Source organism: Sphingobium sp. B2 (assembly GCF_007693735.1).
Taxonomy (GTDB): domain Bacteria; phylum Pseudomonadota; class Alphaproteobacteria; order Sphingomonadales; family Sphingomonadaceae; genus Sphingobium; species Sphingobium xenophagum.
Genome location: NZ_VDBZ01000007.1, coordinates 30,847 through 49,042, shown reverse-complemented (window position 1 = coordinate 49,042; position 18,196 = coordinate 30,847). Strand labels below are relative to the sequence as shown.

The 18,196-nt window shown below is 63.9% G+C and carries 15 protein-coding genes and 2 pseudogenes; 9 read left to right on the top strand and 8 right to left on the bottom strand.

The features are described 5' to 3' along the window. Positions 1-118: 118 nt before the first annotated feature. Complete coding sequence (locus FE851_RS24245) at positions 119-763, bottom strand: recombinase family protein (protein ID WP_066708884.1); 645 nt, start codon at positions 761-763, stop codon at positions 119-121. Positions 764-1,031: 268 nt separating this feature from the next. Between FE851_RS24245 and FE851_RS24240 the strand changes: the two genes are divergently transcribed. The 5 genes from FE851_RS24240 (at position 1,032) to FE851_RS24215 (ending at position 6,076) form a co-directional block, all read left to right on the top strand. Further along, positions 1,032-1,277, top strand: coding sequence for an AbrB/MazE/SpoVT family DNA-binding domain-containing protein (locus FE851_RS24240; RefSeq protein WP_066548739.1), 246 nt, complete (start codon positions 1,032-1,034; stop codon positions 1,275-1,277). Beyond that, positions 1,274-1,660, top strand: coding sequence for a type II toxin-antitoxin system VapC family toxin (locus FE851_RS24235; protein ID WP_066548737.1), 387 nt, complete (start codon positions 1,274-1,276; stop codon positions 1,658-1,660). The genes FE851_RS24240 and FE851_RS24235 overlap by 4 nt, the downstream gene beginning before the upstream one ends. A gap of 78 nt (positions 1,661-1,738) precedes the next feature. Continuing rightward, positions 1,739-2,854 carry an exonuclease SbcCD subunit D gene (locus tag FE851_RS24230; RefSeq protein WP_066548734.1) on the top strand — a complete coding sequence of 372 codons (1,116 nt, stop codon included), beginning with the start codon at positions 1,739-1,741 and terminating at the stop codon, positions 2,852-2,854. Beyond that, positions 2,851-5,484 carry an AAA family ATPase gene (locus FE851_RS24225; RefSeq protein ID WP_066548726.1) on the top strand — a complete coding sequence of 878 codons (2,634 nt, stop codon included), beginning with the start codon at positions 2,851-2,853 and terminating at the stop codon, positions 5,482-5,484. Before FE851_RS24230 ends, FE851_RS24225 begins: the two co-directional genes overlap by 4 nt. A gap of 328 nt (positions 5,485-5,812) precedes the next feature. After that, positions 5,813-6,076, top strand: coding sequence for a hypothetical protein (locus FE851_RS24215; protein ID WP_222422995.1), 264 nt, complete (start codon positions 5,813-5,815; stop codon positions 6,074-6,076). Between the two features lie 36 nt (positions 6,077-6,112). Here FE851_RS24215 and istB read toward each other — a convergent pair whose 3' ends face one another. Then, positions 6,113-6,973, bottom strand: coding sequence for an IS21-like element helper ATPase IstB (gene istB / locus FE851_RS24210; protein ID WP_145203419.1), 861 nt, complete (start codon positions 6,971-6,973; stop codon positions 6,113-6,115). After that, positions 6,970-8,232, bottom strand: a complete 1,263-nt coding sequence (gene istA / locus FE851_RS24205; RefSeq protein WP_145203421.1) for an IS21 family transposase — start codon at positions 8,230-8,232, stop codon at positions 6,970-6,972. The genes istB and istA overlap by 4 nt, the downstream gene beginning before the upstream one ends. 83 nt (positions 8,233-8,315) lie before the next feature. On the opposite strand from istA, the gene FE851_RS24200 reads away from it, so the two are divergent. The 3 genes and pseudogenes from FE851_RS24200 to FE851_RS24190 form a co-directional block, all read left to right on the top strand. Next, the gene (locus FE851_RS24200; RefSeq protein WP_145206839.1) at positions 8,316-9,329 is read left to right on the top strand and encodes a muconate/chloromuconate family cycloisomerase; all 1,014 of its coding nucleotides are present in this window, start codon (positions 8,316-8,318) and stop codon (positions 9,327-9,329) included. Between the two features lie 4 nt (positions 9,330-9,333). After that, a complete protein-coding gene (catC, locus tag FE851_RS24195; protein ID WP_062126717.1) occupies positions 9,334-9,624 on the top strand; it encodes a muconolactone Delta-isomerase in 291 nt (96 codons plus the stop codon). 34 nt (positions 9,625-9,658) lie between these two features. After that, positions 9,659-10,546: pseudogene (locus FE851_RS24190) on the top strand (dioxygenase); the annotation flags it as partial. 50 nt (positions 10,547-10,596) lie between these two features. Here FE851_RS24190 and FE851_RS24180 read toward each other — a convergent pair. After that, positions 10,597-11,361: an IS6-like element IS6100 family transposase gene (locus FE851_RS24180; RefSeq protein ID WP_001389365.1), complete on the bottom strand. Its 765-nt coding sequence runs from the start codon at positions 11,359-11,361 to the stop codon at positions 10,597-10,599. 63 nt (positions 11,362-11,424) lie between these two features. Between FE851_RS24180 and FE851_RS24170 the strand changes: the two are divergent. Continuing rightward, positions 11,425-14,157: pseudogene (locus tag FE851_RS24170) on the top strand (Tn3 family transposase); the annotation flags it as partial. 858 nt (positions 14,158-15,015) lie between these two features. On the opposite strand, the gene FE851_RS24165 reads toward FE851_RS24170, so the two are convergent. Genes FE851_RS24165 through FE851_RS24150 form a run of 4 tightly spaced genes read right to left on the bottom strand, consistent with a single transcriptional unit; the run spans position 15,016 to position 18,156 of the window. Continuing rightward, positions 15,016-16,674 carry a type IV secretory system conjugative DNA transfer family protein gene (locus FE851_RS24165; RefSeq protein WP_145206849.1) on the bottom strand — a complete coding sequence of 553 codons (1,659 nt, stop codon included), beginning with the start codon at positions 16,672-16,674 and terminating at the stop codon, positions 15,016-15,018. Positions 16,675-16,722: 48 nt separating this feature from the next. Further along, the gene (locus FE851_RS24160) at positions 16,723-16,995 is read right to left on the bottom strand and encodes an antitoxin VbhA family protein (RefSeq protein ID WP_145206838.1); all 273 of its coding nucleotides are present in this window, start codon (positions 16,993-16,995) and stop codon (positions 16,723-16,725) included. Continuing rightward, positions 16,988-17,926: a HEPN domain-containing protein gene (locus tag FE851_RS24155; protein ID WP_145206848.1), complete on the bottom strand. Its 939-nt coding sequence runs from the start codon at positions 17,924-17,926 to the stop codon at positions 16,988-16,990. The genes FE851_RS24160 and FE851_RS24155 overlap by 8 nt, the downstream gene beginning before the upstream one ends. Beyond that, on the bottom strand, positions 17,926-18,156 hold the full coding sequence (locus FE851_RS24150) for a conjugal transfer protein TraD (RefSeq protein WP_145206847.1): 231 nt from the start codon (positions 18,154-18,156) through the stop codon (positions 17,926-17,928). Before FE851_RS24150 ends, FE851_RS24155 begins: the two co-directional genes overlap by 1 nt. Positions 18,157-18,196: the final 40 nt, after the last annotated feature.

Genomic DNA, 18,196 nt, shown 5'->3' with positions numbered 1-18,196 from the left:
GTGAGATCGCGGAGGGGCAGGGACTGTATCCAAAGGCGGGCGCGGTGCAATTCCCGGAATCCGTTCCCGAAACTGTTTTCCCTAAATGGCTGGATTGAGATGGAGTTACGGGACTGCTTTAGCCATCCGTTTCGACCGACGTCGCAGCTTTGAGGAGCCGGCGATCGCGAGCAATTTTGGCGAGCAGGGTGCGACTGCATCCAGTCGCGTCCATGATCTCCCGCCAGCTGCGGCCATCGCTCAGCAGGGAGGAGATAGCAGCGTTGCGCGTCTTGTTCGCAGGGCGGCCCTTGTAAAGGCCGGCGGCCTTGGCCTTAGCCGTCCCTTCAGCCTGACGACGACGGCGATCCTCATAGTCCTTGCGCGCTACCGCGGCGAGGACATCGAGCATCATCGCGTTGACCGCGGCGAACATGCGGCCGGTGAACTCGTCGGCCGGCGCCGTCAGGGTCCACGATGTCGGCAGGTCGAGCGCAACGATGCGGACGTGCTTGGCATCGATCAGGCCACGTAGACGGATCCAGTCCGGGGAGGTGAGGCGGGACAGCCGGTCGACCTGCTCCACTAACAGAACGTCGCCGGGTTCGCAGTCGTTGAGCAAGCGGAACAGCTCAGGCCGATGCAGCTTGGCACCGCTTTCGTTTTCAACGTAGCGCGCTGCGATCCGCAGTCCTTGCTCAACCGCAAAGGCGTCGAGGACGCTGCGGGCGCGTGATGCATCCTGTTCGGACGTAGATGCGCGGAGGTAGGCCCGAATAAACATGGTGCGGTCTTCGATACGTGGTGCTTGTTTGTCCAGTCTTTTTAAAGTGGGAAAAGCACCATTAAGGCACCAGTTTAGGGGCGGTCTTCAAAAGGCATACCCAAAACGCACCTCCTAAATTGCGCATTTGGCAGGATTGTAGCGATGTGACACGCAAGGTCAAATGTGACATTGGAAGGAAGGAAGGGCGCGAACGCGATATTGTTGTCGTGGATGGACGCTTCAGCTATATTGCATAGACGTGGTGCATTAGGGCTGGTATGCTAACATGACCTTGCAAATTAACATTACGCCAAATGGGCGCATGAGCCTTCCGGCGGACGTCCGGAAGCGCCTTGGCCTGAGTGGCGGTGGTGCAGTCTATCTCGACGAGACGGAGGACGGCGTGGTGTTGCGGACGGCAGGCCAGGCTGTGGCACGCGCCCAGGCTCTGGCCAAGCAGTACACCGGCGGTAATCCTGACGCATCCGTGGACGCATTCCTTGCCCGACGCCGGGAAGAGAGCGGCGAATGAGCGTGGTGCTGGATGCGTCTGCGATCATCGCGATGCTCAAAGGCGAACGCGGAGCGACAAAGGTCGCGACTGAGATCGGTGGGGCGCGGGTGAGCAGCGTCAACTATGCTGAGGTCGTCAGCCACTTCGTCCATGCCGGCATGCCCGAGCGCGAAGTCGATGCGATGCTCGATCCACTGCCGCTGACGGTCGTGCCGGCCGACAAGGCACTCGCGCAGATTGCCGGGCGGTTGCGGGCGGCCACAGCCGAGGCGGGGCTCAGCCTTGGTGACCGTTTCTGCCTGGCACTCGCGCAGCGCGACGGTCTGCCCGCATGGACCAGCGACCAGAACTGGAAGAAGATCGCCGATGCGGTCGAGGTCAAGGTTGTCACGATCCGCTGACTTTACATGGTGGCGGGGTAGGGAAGGGGGCAGGACGTCCCGCTCGACAGCCATGACCCGCACCGCCAGAAGGTTTCCATGCTACGCCTGATCCACACAGCCGACTGGCAACTCGGCAAGCCGTATGGCCGCTTCGACAGCGACGTGCGCGCTGCCCTCAGCGAAGCGCGGTTCGATGCGATTGACGCGATCGGCAAAGCTGCAACTGAGCATGACGTCGCGCACGTGCTGGTCGCCGGCGATGTGTTCGATACTGAGGGACCGGAAGACCGCGTGATCGTGCAGGCGGTGTCGCGGATGCAGCGCTATGCCTGTACCTGGTGGCTGCTGCCCGGCAACCACGACTTCGCCCGCAATAGCGGCTTGTGGGATCGTGTCCGCGCCAAGGGCGTCGGCAATATCCGCATCCTCGCCGAGCCGGTGCCATGCGAGTTGGAGCCCGGGCAGTGGCTGCTGCCGGCACCGCTAACCCACCGGCACAATCTCGACGATCCAACCGCGCTGTTCGACACGATGGAGACGCCAGGCGCGCGCTTGCGCATCGGTCTCGCTCACGGCTCAATCCGCGACTTCTCGTCGCGAGGCGAGGCTCAGAACCAGATCGCACCTGATCGCGCGCAGCGCTCCAACCTCGACTATCTTGCGCTGGGCGACTGGCACGGGAGCCTCAGGGTCGATGCACGCACCTGGTATTCAGGAACGCCAGAAACCGATCGCTTCCAGAGGGATGAGCCGGGCTACGCTCTGCTCGTGACGCTTGAGGCAGGAGCGGAGCCGTCGGTGTCGCCAATCCGTACTGGCAGGTTCCAGTGGCTGATGCGTTCGTGGACGGTGGCCGACGCGGAGGGCTTCGCCGCCGAGTGCGACCGGCTGCTTGCGCAGGTCGAACCATCGGCAACCCTCTTGCAGCTCTCGCTCTCGGGTATCGTCAGTTTGTCCGATCGTATCGCGATCCTTGCGCGCCTCGACAACGACCTGCGCCATCGCCTGCGCCATCTGGCGGTCACCGCCGACGATCTCGTCGGTCGGCCGAGCGAACAGGATCTGGCAGACCTGCGGGTCGAGGGGATGATCGGCACGGCCGCGGCGAAGCTGATGAGCATGATAGAGGCCGGTGGCAGCGACGGCGCCATTGCCAGGCGGGCGCTTGAGCGCCTGTTTGTGGAACATCAGCGTGGGCAGGACGCGGCATGAGCCTTCGGATCCGGCGCATCGCGCTTTCAAACTTCCGCAAATACCGCGACCCCTTCGTGCTGGACGGGCTGACCGATGGGCTCAACGTCATCATCGAGCCCAACGAGACCGGCAAGTCGACGCTGCTGGAAGCGATGCGCGCCGCCTTCTTCATCCGGCACAACACCGCTAACCGGCTTGCGCGTAGCTACGCGCCTTACGGTGAGGCCGTCGCCCCGCAGATCGAGATCGGCTTCGAGGCGAAAGGCGAGGCGTGGGAAGTCAGCAAGCGCTTCCTGAAGAGTGCTTCGGTTGAGGTTCGGGGACCGAACGGGCGTGCGCAGGGCGAGGATGCCGAGGCGCAGCTGCAAGCGCTGCTCGGCGCGCGTCGCGACACCAGCCAGGGCGGCGACGCGGCAGCGCACGGCGCACTCGGCCTGTTGTGGGTTGGGCAGGCGCAGGCGCTTGAGGTGACGGCGCCGGGCGAGATCGTGCGCGACAGCGTTCGCGCTACTCTGGAAGCCGAGGTCGGCACGATCATGGGTGGTGCCGCCTACCAGCGTGTTCGCCCCCGCATCGACAGCCAGTTCGCGGAATACTGGACCAACAGCGGTCGGCCGACCGGTCGCCAGACTGCCGCACGCGACGAACATGAGGCAGCACAACGCGCCGCGAGCGAGGCGGCAACTCGGCTTGCCGCACTCGAGCAGGGCTTCTCCGATCTCGAGGCTGCGCGGGCGCGGCTGAAGGTGCTCGATCGCGATCTTGCCGATACCACCGATGCTGAGCAGCGTCGGGCGCTGGTAGGCCAGCTCGACGTGGCGCGTTCTGCCGCTCAACTGCTCGACACACGCCGCGCCGAGCAGGGCCGGCTTGTCGACCGCGTCAAGGCACTCGAGGATCTCGCATCGCGCCTCGCAACCGCACGTAAAGCTGTCGTCGACACGGCTACGGCGCTTGGCAAGGCACGGGATAGCCGATCGGGCCTGGTCGGGGAGCTGGCGGCCGCGCAGGAACGAGCAACGACAGCCCGTGAGCTGCTAACCCGTGATCGTGACACTCGGCGGACCGCCCACGCGGCACTTGACGCTGCTCGGATACGGGCTGCGGAGCGCGAGCGCCGGGGGGCAATCGGCGAGGCACGACGGCGATATGCCGAGCTGGTTGCGCTGGAGGCCGAATACGAAGCGACGCGCCAGCTCGCGACTGCGATGATCCCCACCACCGTCATCAAGGCCCTCGAAGAACGTGAACGTGCCGTGGACAAGGCGCGGGCGGCCGTGGATGCCGGTGCGACGCGGATCGAGTTCGCCGGCGATCTCAGCGGCCTGACGATCGACGGATCTGCGGCGGAGCGTGGTGACCGGATGCTGTCTCGCGAGACGCGCATCCGACTGGGCAATGCCGAGCTCATCATCCGGCCGCCGGTCGGGCTGCAAGGCGCCGAAACGGTACTCGCCAATGCGACCGATGATCTGAACGCAGCCTTAGCCGAGCACGGGGTGGAGAGCGTCGCTGCGGCTCGCGCTCGCAACGAGGCCGCGCGAGACGCGGTCGCCAACCTTCGCACGGTTGAAGCGCGGATCGCCGGGATCACGCCTGCCGTGACGCTGCTCGGGATCAAGGCGGGTGCGCCCGCCCTGAAGCTCTTCATTGCCGAATTGGAGGAAGGCGCGGAAGGGCAGGAGAGGGACGAAGAAGCCGACATCGAGGCATTGACGGTTGCAGCGGGTGAGGCGGATACGGCCCTTGCAAGGGCTGAAGGTGTCGATGCGGTGGCATCCGAGCAGTTGCGCGAAGTGGAGGCGCGCAATGCTCCTCTGATGGTGCAGGAAGCTGGCGCCGAGCGGGATGCGCTGAACGCCGCGGCACAGCTTGCCGCCTTGGAAGCCAGGCCCGAGGTGGCTTCGCTTGACGAGGCCTTGCGCGAAGCGCGCCAGCAGGAGGCGGCAGCGCTCGTCAACCTGCAGGATGCCGAACGCGCAGCGACCGCGCATGACGTTGCGACGATCGAACGGCAGATCGGCCTGCTAGACAAGCGGGTCGGGGTGGCCCGGGCACAGCGTACCGACCTGGAAAAGGTGATTGCCGGGCTGGAGGCGCGGATCGAGGCGGAAGGCGGCAAGGGGCTGGCCGACCGCGCCGCAGTCGCGCGAGAGGAGGCTGATGCCGCAGTTGCCAACCTGGCACGTGTAACGCAGGAAGCGGAGACGCTGAAGCTGCTTCGTGACACGTTGGAGAGTGCACGCGTCGAGACGTCGCGGACGTTCGTCGGGCCAGTGGCGCGGCGTGCGCGCCGGCACATCGAACGGCTGCTGCCGGGTGCGGACCCCGGCTTTGGCGACGACCTTGGTCTGGCGTCAATTGCTCGGGACGGTTTGGGCGAGAGTTGCGGCGATCTCTCCAGGGGCACGCAGGAGCAGTTAGCGGTTCTCACCCGGCTCGCCTTTGCCGACATGCTCCTTGAGCAGGGAGCGCCGGTCTCGCTGATCCTGGACGACCCGCTGGTCTACTCGGACGATACCCGACTAGATATCATGACCGAAATCCTGACCGAGGCCGCAACACGGATGCAGGTCATCCTGCTTACCTGCCGTGATCGCGCCTTCCGTCACCTTGGCAATCGGATCAGCCTGACGGGAGGTCGGTAGCGGAACCTATACATTTTGGTGGAAAGCGGCCTGCCTGCTTTACGGCGTCAACCGCGGTGAGCTGACGATGATGCTGGCGAAAGCATTGCGCGGTGCGGTGTAATCCGATTCTAACGTAAAACGGCCAAGAAAGATGGCTCTGGCGTTCTTCCTGGCATCGTGTCTGTGATAGCTGGCTGCGGGACATAAAATCGGGCCGCCGCGACTCCGTCGATCGCATTCAGCGCCTAAGCCCGATGCCGAAAAGGTATCATGGCCAACCAAATCGGCATTTTTCACGATCAGCTTATTTTCCTAGCCTCACATAGCTGAGGAGAGGAACGGGGCGATGACACGCGTTACCATCAACGCCATCGAGACAATCATTCTAGATGTGCCGACGATCCGGCCACACGTGCTGTCTGTCGCAACGATGCAGTCACAGACGATCGTAATCGTCCGACTGCTCTGTTCCGATGGAATCGTTGGCTTTGGCGAGGGAACAACGATTGGCGGCCTCAGCTACGGAGCTGAAAGCCCTGAGAGCATCAAGTTGACGATCGATCGCCTCGTGTCAACGGGCACCGAAGATTCCGCAAAAGTGGGCATCTAAAATTCCCTAGTTTGGCGGGAGGGTTTGTATCGGTGATCAGCCGTGATGGAGATCGGGCTTTTCCTTTGCTGGCGGGCGGCCGCGCCGTTTCGGCAAGGGCGGTGAGTTGATGGACGGTGCTATGCGCGCATGCTCGGGCAGGAGGTCGGCGTGCTGTCGCATGCGATAGCTGGAGCCCTCGATCTGGACGACCACAGCGTGGTGAAGAAGGCGGTCGAGCAGCGCTGTGGCCACCACCGGATCGCCAAAGACATCACCCCATTCGGCGAAGCCGCGGTTGGATGTCAGGATCATGGCACCCTTTTCGTATCGGGCGTTGACGAGCTGGAAGAAGAGATTGCCGCCGCCGGGCGTGACGGGAAGATACCCGATCTCGTCGACGACGAGCAGGGAAGATCGGCATAGGAAGCGGATCTTCTCGCGCAACGTGCCCTCGCGTTCAGCCTTGGTCAGTGAAGCGATCAGATCGGCGAGCGGGATGAAGTAGACGCTCTTGCCCGCCTTCACGGCCTCGACGGCAAGGGCCGTGGCGATATGGCTTTTCCCGGTACCGGGCGGGCCCAGCAGATGCACCACCTCGGCCCGGTTGATGAAGTCCAGGCCAGCGAGCGCCAGGATGCGGTTCCGGTCGAGCGATGGCTGGAAGGAGAAGTCATATCCGTCCAGCGTCTTGATGATCGGCAGCCTTGCCATGCGCAGGGCTGCCTTGATCCTGCGGTTCTCCCGGAGCGACAGTTCTTCGTTCAGCAATATGTCGATGGCCTCGATGCCATCGATTTTGCCCTGCTCTATGCCGCGCAGGGTGGCGTCGAGCATCTCCAGGGCGCGTGGCATTTTGAGATGGACCAGGCTGCGGCGGATATTATCGACGCGGGATGCGGCACCCCCATGGTTCATGGCCGTTCTCCCCGCGCCAGTTGGCTGCCGATCGCTTGATAGATGGCCAGGGAGCGCACGGTGACATGCTCGCCTACACGACCGATGGCGATTACCTCTTTGCCATGGATACGGCGCTTGGCGCCGCTGCTGCCTGTCCGGTGCGCAGGATCGATCCTGTACTGCCGGCGCCCCTCAAGAACCGGGTGCTCGGCAATGACCTGGCCCAGGTCTACGATCCGGATCTTGTCGGGCAACTGCTGGATTTCGACGACGCGCCGGGTGCGATCGGGAACGCTGTAGTAATTGCCGCCGACCGAGACCATCCCATCGTGGCTGACGCGGCGCTCCAGCTTCAGAACAGCGTCAAAGCGGCCCGCCGGGAGCAGCTGCAACTCAGGCTGCTCGGCGGCGAAGGCTTCAGCAATAATCCGCTGCGTCGTGCCGTGGACACGGACGTTGGCGACGGTATCGAGCCAGTCGATCAGCTGGACATTGAGATCGTCCAGATTGCGGAAGCTCCGGCCCAGGAAAAAGTCCTTGCGGATATAGCTGAATGGCCGCTCGACCTTTCCCTTGGTCTTGGCCCGATAGGGACGGCAGGCGCGCGGCACGAAGCGATAATGCCCGGCCAGAGCCAGCAATGATCGATTGTAGATGATGTGGCCCTGATCATCTTCCCCGGTCACAGCGGTTTTCATGCGATCGTAGAGGATCTCGATCGGGACGCCGCCGAGCGCTTCAAAGGCCTGCATATGACAGCGCAACAGGCTTTGGAGATCCTGATGCATGACGTAGCGCGCAAACAGGAAGCGCGAATGTCCCAGCACCAGGCTGAACAGCCAGACGATCCGGCTGACGCCGGGCTCATCGGTAAATTCGACGACGAACCGGGCAAAGTCGACCTGTGCCTGCACGCCAGGCGGCGTCTCGAACCGAACCTCAAAGGGCTTAGGCCCGTTTCCCGGCCGGATCGCTGCCAGGAACCGCTTTACCGCGGTATAGGCGCCCATATATCCCAGCTCACGGATTTCCCGCGTCAGGCGCGCCGCCGTCAGATCGGGAAAGGCCGTCACTCGCTCACGCAAAAATTCCAGATAGGGTGCCAGTTTGTTCGGTCGACCCAGCATGCGAGGGCCGTAAACCGGGGCCTCGATGCCCCGTTCGATATATTTTCGGATGGTCTTGGGATCGCGACCAGTGCGTCGGGCAATGGCGGATATCGATACGCCCTGCCGATGTAGTTCGAGGATCATCATCAATTCTCCAAGTCGGATCATCGGCCCCGTCTCCGCGTCTGCAAAGGAGATGAGGACAATGTCGGCTCATCTCATTCTGCCGGGGCTAGCCCCGGCAGAATGAGATGAAGGGGCCACCAACTAGGGAATTTTCAAAGCCCACTTTTGCGGAGAATTGCACGACCGATGACAGCTACGTCGCGCCGGTGCTGATTGGCAGCGACGCGCGTCCTGCGTCGGCGATGGCGATGCTGCGTCGTCATATCGTGGCGAACCATTTTGCCAAGAACGCGATCGAAACCGCTTTGCTCGATGCGCAGGGAAAGCGCCTCGGCGTGCCCGTCAGTGAACTATTGGGCGGGCGACTGCACGATCGGCTGCCCGTGCTGTGGACGCTGGCAAGCGGCGATACGGATCGTGACATCGCAGAGGCGGAGGATATGCTGGCGCGGGATCGACACCATGCCTTCAAGCTCAAGATCGGCAAACGCCCATTCGAGCAAGATGTCGCGCATGTCGCCACGATCAAACGGGCGCTGGGCGATCGCGCCAGCGTGCGGGTCGACGTCAACCAGGCATGGAGTGAAGCGACGGCAAAGCGCGCGCTTCCGATGCTTGCTGATGCAGGGGTCGACCTGGTCGAGCAGCCGATCCCCGCGACCCAGAATTTAGGCATGGCCCGGCTGACCCAGATGGGCTGCGTCGCTGTCATGGCGGATGAGGCGCTGCACGGACCGGAAAGCGGCTATTCGCTCGCCTGCGGACATGCCGCAGACGTCTTCGCCATCAAGATTGCACAGGCGGGTGGACTGTCAGCGGCTAAGAAGCTGGCCGGCATCGCGGAGGCTGCTGGAATTGCGCTCTACGGCGGCACCATGTTGGAGGGCGGCATCGGAACAATCGCTTCCGCCCACGTGTTTTCCACCGTTGGCGCGCTCGAATACGGCACCGAGCTGTTCGGTCCGCTGCTCCTGACCGAGGAACTGCTCGCCGAACCTTTACGATACGAAGCGGGCTCGCTTGTGCTGCCGACCGCGTCAGGTCTCGGTATTGAGCCGCGAGCGGAGGCAATCGCCGCGCTGCGTCGTGATCGGCCGTTACGTACCACGGTAGTGATGCCACTTCAGGCGGTGGGTTGAGACGATGTTATTCCACGTAACTATGGACGTGCGCATCCCGCACGATGCCGATGCCGGGATGATCGAGGCTCTCAAAGCCGAGGAGAAGGCGCGCGCACAGGATCTCCAGCGACAAGGCATATGGCGTCATCTTTGGCGCGTCGCTGGGCGCTACAGCAACGTTAGCATCTTCGACGTGCCCGGCAATGTAGAACTTCACGATCTGCTCAGCACGCTACCGCTGTTTCCGTACATGGAAGTGAAGGTCACCGCTTTGTGCAGGCATCCATCGTCGATCCATGACGACGATCGCTGACCAATCATTAAATAAGACGCCAAGGAGAGGAACGATGAACGAGAATTTCGTGCAGACACCGGAGGTACAGAACCTCCTCGATCGCGCCAGCGGCGGAACCGTCGAAGGCGGTGATCCGCGCATCAAGGCGATCACGCGCGATCTCGTCGAGGCGGTGATGATTGCCATCGCCAAGTACGACATCACGGAGAGTGAGTTCTGGTCGGCGATCAAGTTCTTCCAGGACGGCGTGGGTGAATTCGGGCTCATCGTTCCAGGGCTCGGCCTCGAGCACTTCATGGACCTCTACATGGACGCCAAGGACAAGGAGGCCGGCGAGAGCGGTGGCACGCCGCGGACCATCGAGGGACCGCTTTATGTGGAGGGTGCGCCGCTCGTCGAAGGCGACGTGAACCTCAGCGATGATCCCGACGAAACTGGCACCCTCTACATGACGGGTGAAATCAAGGGGCCGAAGGGCGAGACGCCCGATGGCGCAATCCTCCACGTCTGGCACGCCAACTCGCACGGCTTCTACTCGCACTTCGATCCCACCGGAGCGCAGACGCCGTTCAACAATCGCCGTCGGATCAAGATCGGACCGGACGGCCGCTATTCCTTCCACTCGAAGATGCCGAACGGCTATTCGGTCCCGCCCGATGGCACGACGGAACGGCTGCTGAAGTCGATCGGCCGCCACGGCAATCGTCCGGCACACGTCCACTTCTTCGTTGAAGCACCCGGATACCGTGCACTGACAACGCAGATCAACTTCGGCGACGATCCCTTCGCCAATGACGATTTCGCCTTCGCCACGCGGGAAGGGCTGCTGCCTGTGCCGCAGCGCCAAGGTGACAGTGCTTATGTCGCGTTTGATTTCGAGCTTCAGCGTTCCGCCTCCCACGAGGACGGCGTTTTCTCCGCCCGCACTCGTGCCGGGGCTCTGTTGCAAAGATTGGCGGCAGTCAGAGGTAGGCTGTCGCTCTGCGCCGATCAGGCGGCTGCTGCGAAATGGTGGTTGAGCATGCCCATGGCCTCCGTCAGCGCCGAGGGCCCAATGCCAAAAGCTCTCTCCACAAGGCGCACCTCGCCCCTGATGCCGGGCTGCAGGCACCAGGGGCGAGCCTGTCCTTTGCGCAGGGCTCGCATGACTTCGAATCCCTTGATCGTGGCATAGGCCGTGGGGATCGATTTGAAACCGCGCACCGGCTTGATCAGTATCTTGAGCTTTCCGTGATCGGCCTCGATCACGTTATTGAGATACTTCACCTGCCGGTGGGCCGTCTCCCGGTCCAGCTTTCCTTCGCGCTTCAATTCGGTGATCGCTGCACCATAGCTCGGCGCTTTGTCGGTATTGAGCGTGGCAGGCTTTTCCCAGTGCTTCAGGCCTCGCAGGGCCTTGCCCAGGAACCGCTTCGCTGCCTTGGCGCTGCGGGTCGGCGACAGGTAGAAATCGATCGTGTCGCCCCGCTTGTCGACTGCCCGGTACAGGTAGGTCCACTTGCCCCGCACCTTGACGTAGGTTTCATCCAGGCGCCAGCTCGGATCAAAGCCACGCCGCCAGAACCAGCGCAGCCGCTTCTCCATCTCCGGGGCGTAGCACTGGACCCAGCGATAGATCGTCGTATGGTCGACCGAAATGCCGCGTTCCGCCAGCATTTCCTCAAGGTCGCGATAGCTGATCGGATAGCGACAATACCAGCGCACCGCCCACAGGATCACATCACCCTGGAAATGGCGCCACTTGAAATCCGTCATCGTTCCGTCCGTCCAATCTCCGCCAAGCATGCTCAAGCTTCACGATTTTTGCAACAGAGCCCGTATTTTCAGGGGAGCCGACGCATACGGCACCTCGCGCTTATCCGGACGCATTGCGGCTTCACGGACTTTGGCGACAACGCGGTGGCGCGTTTCCGGCTGACGCGGTGGCTCTACGCCCTGTGCTGGAGCGGTGATGATCGACCCGCCCCGTTGATCGATCGCGCGGCCGCCTGGCTGATCGCCAACAAGGTGCTGCTGCCGGGCGTCACGGTGCTCGAGCGCCTGGTCGGCAGAATCCGCGATCGTGCGCGCACCCGGCTTTGGCGGAATCTGGTCGCCTCTCTGAGCGATGACCAGCGCGCACGCATCGCCGCGCTGTTTGACGAAGGGGACACGTCGACGTTCGCCGCCCTGGACGCGCTGCGCACCATTCCCTCCAAGCGCATGCCGACCGAACTCTACCGCCACCTCGATCGGCTCGATGCGGTCCGCGCGTTCAATCTGCGGCCATCGCCGCCACGGGGCGTTCCCGCCACAAGCCTTGAGCGGCTCGCGCGGGTGGCGCGCGTTGGCAAGCCGTCGGCCATCGCCGTTCTTCAGGAGCCGCGTCGAACCGCGACCATAGCCGCGCTCTTTCATACGCTCGAAGCGGCCGCTCAGGACGATGCAGCCGAGCTGGCCGAGGCGCTGCTCGCGGACATGGTCAAGGGAGCCGAAGCCGCCGACAAGCAGGCCCGGCTGCGCAGCCTGCGCGATCTCGATGGCGCTGCGATGCTGCTTCATAGGGTGGGTCTGCTGGTATTGACCGACGACGCCTTGCCCCTTTCCGAATGGCGGGACACGCTCTTCGAGCAATTGCCTAGGCCCGATATCGAGGCGGCCATGGCTAAGGTGGAGGCAATCGCCAGGCCTGTTGACACAAAGCCCTACGACCAACTGCGCACGAAATGGCGGAGCGCCCGACGACTGTTTCGCGAAGTCGTCACCCGCATCGAGACCGATGCCGCCCCGGGCGGCAAAGCCGTCAAGGCCGCGATAAGCTACCTCAAGGGCGTGGACGACTGGTCGTCGCTCGCCAGGATGCGCGGTGCACCGACCGCCGCGATCCCGAAGGCGTGGCGGCAACAGGTCCTGGATCATGACGGCAGGGTGCATGACCCGAAAGCCTATGTCTTCGCGATCATCGATGCGTGGCGTCTCGCGATCAAGCGTCGCGACGTGTTCGCCACGCCGGGCATCCGATACGGCGATCCCCGGCGCGGGATGCTCGAGGGCGAGAGCTGGCACACGTCCAGGTTGATGGTCGCACGCGCGCTGGGCCGATCCCTCGACGCCAATAGCGAGATCGACGGTCTCTCGCGCCTGCTCGACGAGGCATATCGCCATGTCGCCGCGCGCAGCGTCGACAATCCGGACCTGCGGTTCGAGACGGTCGCCGGCAAGACCGGGATCGTCGTCACGCCCCTCGATAAGCTCGATGAACCCGAGAGCCTGCGTGCGCTTCGCGCCGCCATCCAGACCCGCATGCCGAAAGCGGGCATGCCGGACATCTTTCTTGAAGTCATGGCGCGAACCGGATTTGCCAAATCCTTTAGCCATCTGAGCGAGCGTCAGGCCACCGTCGAGCATTTCGAAACAAGCCTGTGCGCGGTCCTGGTCGGCGGTGCCTGCAACATCGGCCTTGAGCCGGTGGTCCGCCCGGAATTTGCGGCGCTGCGGCGCGACCGGCTTTCCTGGGTCAGTCAGAATTTCATTCGCCCCGAAACCATCGCCGCGGCGAACGCCGCGATCGTTGCCGCGCACAGTCGTCTGGATATCGTCCAACATTGGGGCGCCGGCGAGGTGGCCAGCGCCGACGGCATGCGTTTTGTCGCTCCGTCGAGCGCCATACACGCCGGTCCCAACCCCAAATATTATGGCCAGGAGCGCGGCGTCACCTGGTACAACATGATCTCCGATCAGTTCAGCGGTCTGGGCGGCGCGGTCATCCCCGGCACCTTGCGCGACAGCCTGGTCGTCCTGGCTCTCCTGCTGGAGCAGGAAACCGAGCTCGAACCTCTGGAAATTATGACCGACACCGCCGCCTATTCCGACGCCATTTTCGGCCTGTTCTGGCTCCTGGGTTACCGTTTCAGTCCGCGTCTGGCGGACATCGGCGGCGCGAAGCTCTGGCGGATCGACCGCCAGGCGACTTACGGACAATTCGATGCGCTCGCCTGGGGCAGGATCAACATCGCTCTGATCCGGGAAAACTGGCCGGACCTGATCCGCCTGGCCGGATCGCTCAAGCTTGGTCACCTCAAGGCCGCAGGCGTCATGCGCATGCTGCAGGTCAAAGACCGCCCGACGACGCTGGCCAAGGCCCTGTCCGAACTCGGGCGCATCATCAAGACGCTGCACATCCTGCGCTACATCGACGACCGACCATTCCGGCGTCGGATATTGTTTCAGCTCAACCGGCAGGAGTTGCGCCACAAGCTCGGGCGGCGCGTCCATCACGGCGACCGCGGCGAAATCAGAAGCCCTCTGCGCCAAGGCCAAGGTGAGCAGCTTGGCGTCCTTGGTCTCGCCCTCAACGCCATCGTCCACTGGAACGCCGTCTACATGCAGGAAGCCGTGCGCCAACTCGGGGATGCAGGGACACCCGCGTTGCCCGCCGATATCGCCCGACTTTCGCCGATATCCTGGCGTCACATCAATTTCCTCGGGCGCTACGACTTCTCCGTGCCCGACGCCGTCGCCAACGGCGGTCTCAGGCCGCTACGCCAACCTAATTCCGAATGGGACTTTTGAAAAGAAATATCGACCCTTACGACACTTTCCTGTTCCGCTCAGCCGCACGACCCTCGCACGCGGTGATCGGCCCTGACTATCGGGGTTTCACCCACCGGCTGTATCCCAGCGCTCGCCAGAACCACCGATCGGCCCCCTATCCGGCGCAATTATCGGGGTTTCACCCACCGTTTCACGACTCGGATGCGACTCGGAGTCGTGCGTTCGACCATCGGGGTTTCACCCACCGGGGCGTCGGGGTTTCACCCACCCATCCTTCGGGGTATCACCCACCGAATCACGGGGTTTCACCCACCGACCCACCTTGCAAGACTTTGAATCTAAAGAAAAAAAACGCTTTTTAAGCGCCTTAACTTACTTAACGATTCATTTTTAACAGAATCCTTTAACGGTCCCACCACGCTTGCGGCCTGTGGATAACCCCCAAATTCAGCGGTGTGCGTGTGCGGCCCAGACAACAGCGCCACCTCTTGGGGCTTCGCCCCGCCGGCTCGCGGCCTTCGGCCGCCCCGGATCGCTACGCGATCCTCCCACCCGGCATCCCCATTGATGAGCCGGCTTCGCCGGCGCGCTTTTGTTGACCTGGGATATGGCGCGACCGTCGCGCCCTGCCGCCAGCACACCGTCCAGCCGAACCGTTGCAAATGGCTTTCCAGAAAAGCCAAGTGGATATGACGCACTTCGATCGAAAGGGCAGGGGAGGCGGAAATGTCGTCACAGGTGCGATTTCCGGGCCGCCCAGCCCCTTTCGAGCCGTTCGACGGGGTTTCGGGCGTCGGGACCACCCAAGGCGCTCTACGGGCTTCCCAGGGCGGGCCGATTTTCCGGCGCGAGATCCTCGCGGCCGTTTAAACGGCCTCACGCCTTGTCGAAGCGGCCGGCGAACTCGCGATCGGCATAGTAGCGCAGCTTGGTCGCGATGATCGGGCGCTGGCCCGCGAGGAACAGGATTTCGCGGTCCTCGCGCAGCGTGCGGACTTCATCGGGCGTCAGCAGCGGGCGGCCGACATGCTGTACGGCGTAGGAGATGCCGGTTTCCTGCGCGTCGAGAGCGCGGTTCATGGTCTCGAACACGACCGTCTCCTGGCCGAGCAGATCGGAGACGAGCCTGGCGCTGTCGTGATCGTTGACCCCGAATATCTGCAACACGCCGGCGTTCGACAGGAAGGTGCCGGCGCGCTGGCCGTAGAGCGCGCGGAGCTGGTGGATATCCTGCACGATCGGCCAGAGCTGGATGCCGTAGCCGGCCATCAGCCCCATCGCGCGCTCGACGGGTTCGAGGTGGCCCAGCGCCGCAAATTCATCGAGCAGGAACAGCACCGGCCAGGGCGGACGCGCGCTCGCGCGCGCCAGCTCGGTCAAGCCTTGCGCGACCATGAGGCGCAGCCAGCGCGCATAAGAATCCAGTCGATCGGGGGGCAGGACGAGGAAGATGCTCGCCGGCCGCTCTTTCAGGTCCGCGAAGCGGAAATCCGATCGGCCGAGCGTCGCGGTCATGCGCGGGCTGTCGAGGAAATGGGTATGGCGCTGCGCGGAGGACAGCACGCCGGCCGCCTCGCGATCGGACTTGCCGAGGTGGCGGTTGGCGGCGCGCGCGACCAGGCCGCCCGCGCGTTGCATGGTTTCGAGCAGCGTCGCGAAGGCGACGGGCGCGAGCGTCAGATGATCGCGCAGCGTGGCGAGGGTGCGGGTGGAGTCCGGCTCGCTCGCGATGATGTGCATCAGCAGGCCGGCGATCAGCGCCTTGGCTTCCTCGTTCCAATGGGCTTCGGTCTGTTCGTTGTGGGCGTCGTGGACCAGCGCGTCGGCGAGCGTCATGCAGTCGTCGGCGACATCGAGGCCGGCGGGGTCGATGCGGTCGAGCGGGTTGAACGCGGCGGCCGGAAGACCGGTGATGCCGAACGGATCGAGGATATGGACCGGCCCGAAGCGCCCGCGCTGGCGCGCGGCGATGCGGGCGTTCTCGCCCTTGGGATCGATGCACACGCACGCGAAGGGATAATCGAGCAGGTTGGGGATGATGGTCCCCACGCCCTTGCCGCTGCGCGTCGGCGCGATCGTCAGGAGGTGCGCGGGGCCGGGATAGCGCAGCAGCTTGCCGGACTTGCGATCCCGGCCGATCAGCAGACCGGCATCGCCGGTCAGGTGGCGGCTTTCCGCGTCGGTGGCGAAGCGGGCCGAGCCGTGGGTGTCATCACCGGCAGGAACGCCATAGCGCAGGATCAGCGGTTGGAAGAGCGCGCGCAGCGGCACCAGCAGGATGACCAGGCCCGTCAGCATCATCACGATCTGGTAGATATTGGAGTCGCGCGGCAGACCGAGCAGCTTGCCGAGGATCAGCGGCACGCCGAGGCCCAGCACCAGGCCGGTGATGAGGAACAGGACCAGGACGCCGAACAGGTGGCGGATCAGCGCGACCGGGCTGGTGACGAGGGCCGTAACCGCCCATATCGGCTGTTCGCGCGCGATCCGGGCGAGGTTGCGCAGCGCGCGGCCGAGCTGGCGGAACCATTCCATCATCGCAGACTCCCTCCCATCATCGTTTTTCCCACTATCCGGCGCGGATCATGGCCGGTCGCGGGCTGGCCTCGCGGCTTCGAGCTGTTCGAGGCTGGTAAAATAATCCTGCGCCGGCGCGCTGGCGGGCAGGGCGTTGGCATGATCCAGCGCGGCGGCGAGATATTCGCTTTCGGACAGCTCGCCGGCGACGAAGCGGACGCCCAGTGCTTCGATTCCCGGTGAGAGGGTGAAGCCTGACAGCTCGATATTGGTCCGCGCGAAATCGATCGCCTTTTGACGGCGGGCGCGTTCGTCGGCCGAGATCGGAACGTCATTCATCGGCGGGGCCTTCCTGCAACGGCGTGCCGCCCCGATCGCCGGCGAGGCGTTCGGCGCAGATCGCGGCGATGGTCGCCTGCAGCTCGCCCACGCGCACGACGAGCCATGTCAGTTCCTCAGCCGTGATTTCGTAATGGTGCGAGTAGCGGGCATCGACATAGGCGCGTTCGAGCCGCGCGAAGGCGCGGCGGGCGAAGCGTGTGCCACGCGGCCAGGCCGCGATCAGGCGGGGATCGAGATTTTCGGCGAGCGAGCGCAGGACCGTGAGGCGGTGCGATTTGGGGCTGTAGGACGTGACCGTGAGCAGCGCGCAATGGTAGAGATGTTCGACGGCCTGGTGCAGCTCGAACGCCGCTTCGCTGGCATAGCCCTGTTCGATGGCGAGCTGCGCGAGATGGAGGCGGCGGCCGGCCTTGGGCAACCAGTGGTCGAAATGCCTGCGGGCCTCCGCCAGAGATTCCTCCGGAGGAATCTTCTTGGGCGCGGCGAACGGGTGTCCTGCGGCCTCGTAGAGCGCGATGCCGTCACGGATGATATCGGTGAAGAAGGGTTGGCCGCGCCCGAGCTGATCGTTCACGTCCATCAGGGAATGGACGATGAAATTGACCGGCGTGGCGAGGTGTTTGGTGACGGTCAGCTCGCGCACCAGATGATCGTCGGCGCGCGCCCACCATGTTTGCAGATCGGTGAAGGTGTCGGCGTTGACGACGACGAGCAGGTCATAATCGGAGAGATAGCCGTTGGCGCGATCCTCGACCCAATCGCCGCGCGCGTAGGAGCCGAACAGGATCAGCTTGAGGATACGCCCCGCCCTGCGCTTCTCGGAGAGCTTGGTTTTGATCGCGTCCTCAAATTCATCGAACAGGATGCGTGTGACCCGTTCCAGCTCGCGACGCTTTACGGCGGGGAGGTGATTGAGATCGGCGCGCATCATGCCGGCCGTGTCCCGGCGTCCGGGCCTTCCGCTTCCGCATCGAACGCCCGCTTGCCGCGCCGCTTCCAGAGCATGAGCCGATCGCGATCCTCGCGCGCCTTCGCGGCGAGTTCGAGCATCGCGCCGTAGAGGGTGGCGCGATCGTCGTCGGCCAGCTCGACCAGGCCGGCTTTCTGGACGAGGCCGCCCAGCTCTATGAGGTGGCGCGTGCGCTCGCGGCGGGCCACGACCCATCCCCTCGTATCGGTGCGGCGCGCGGCGGCTTCA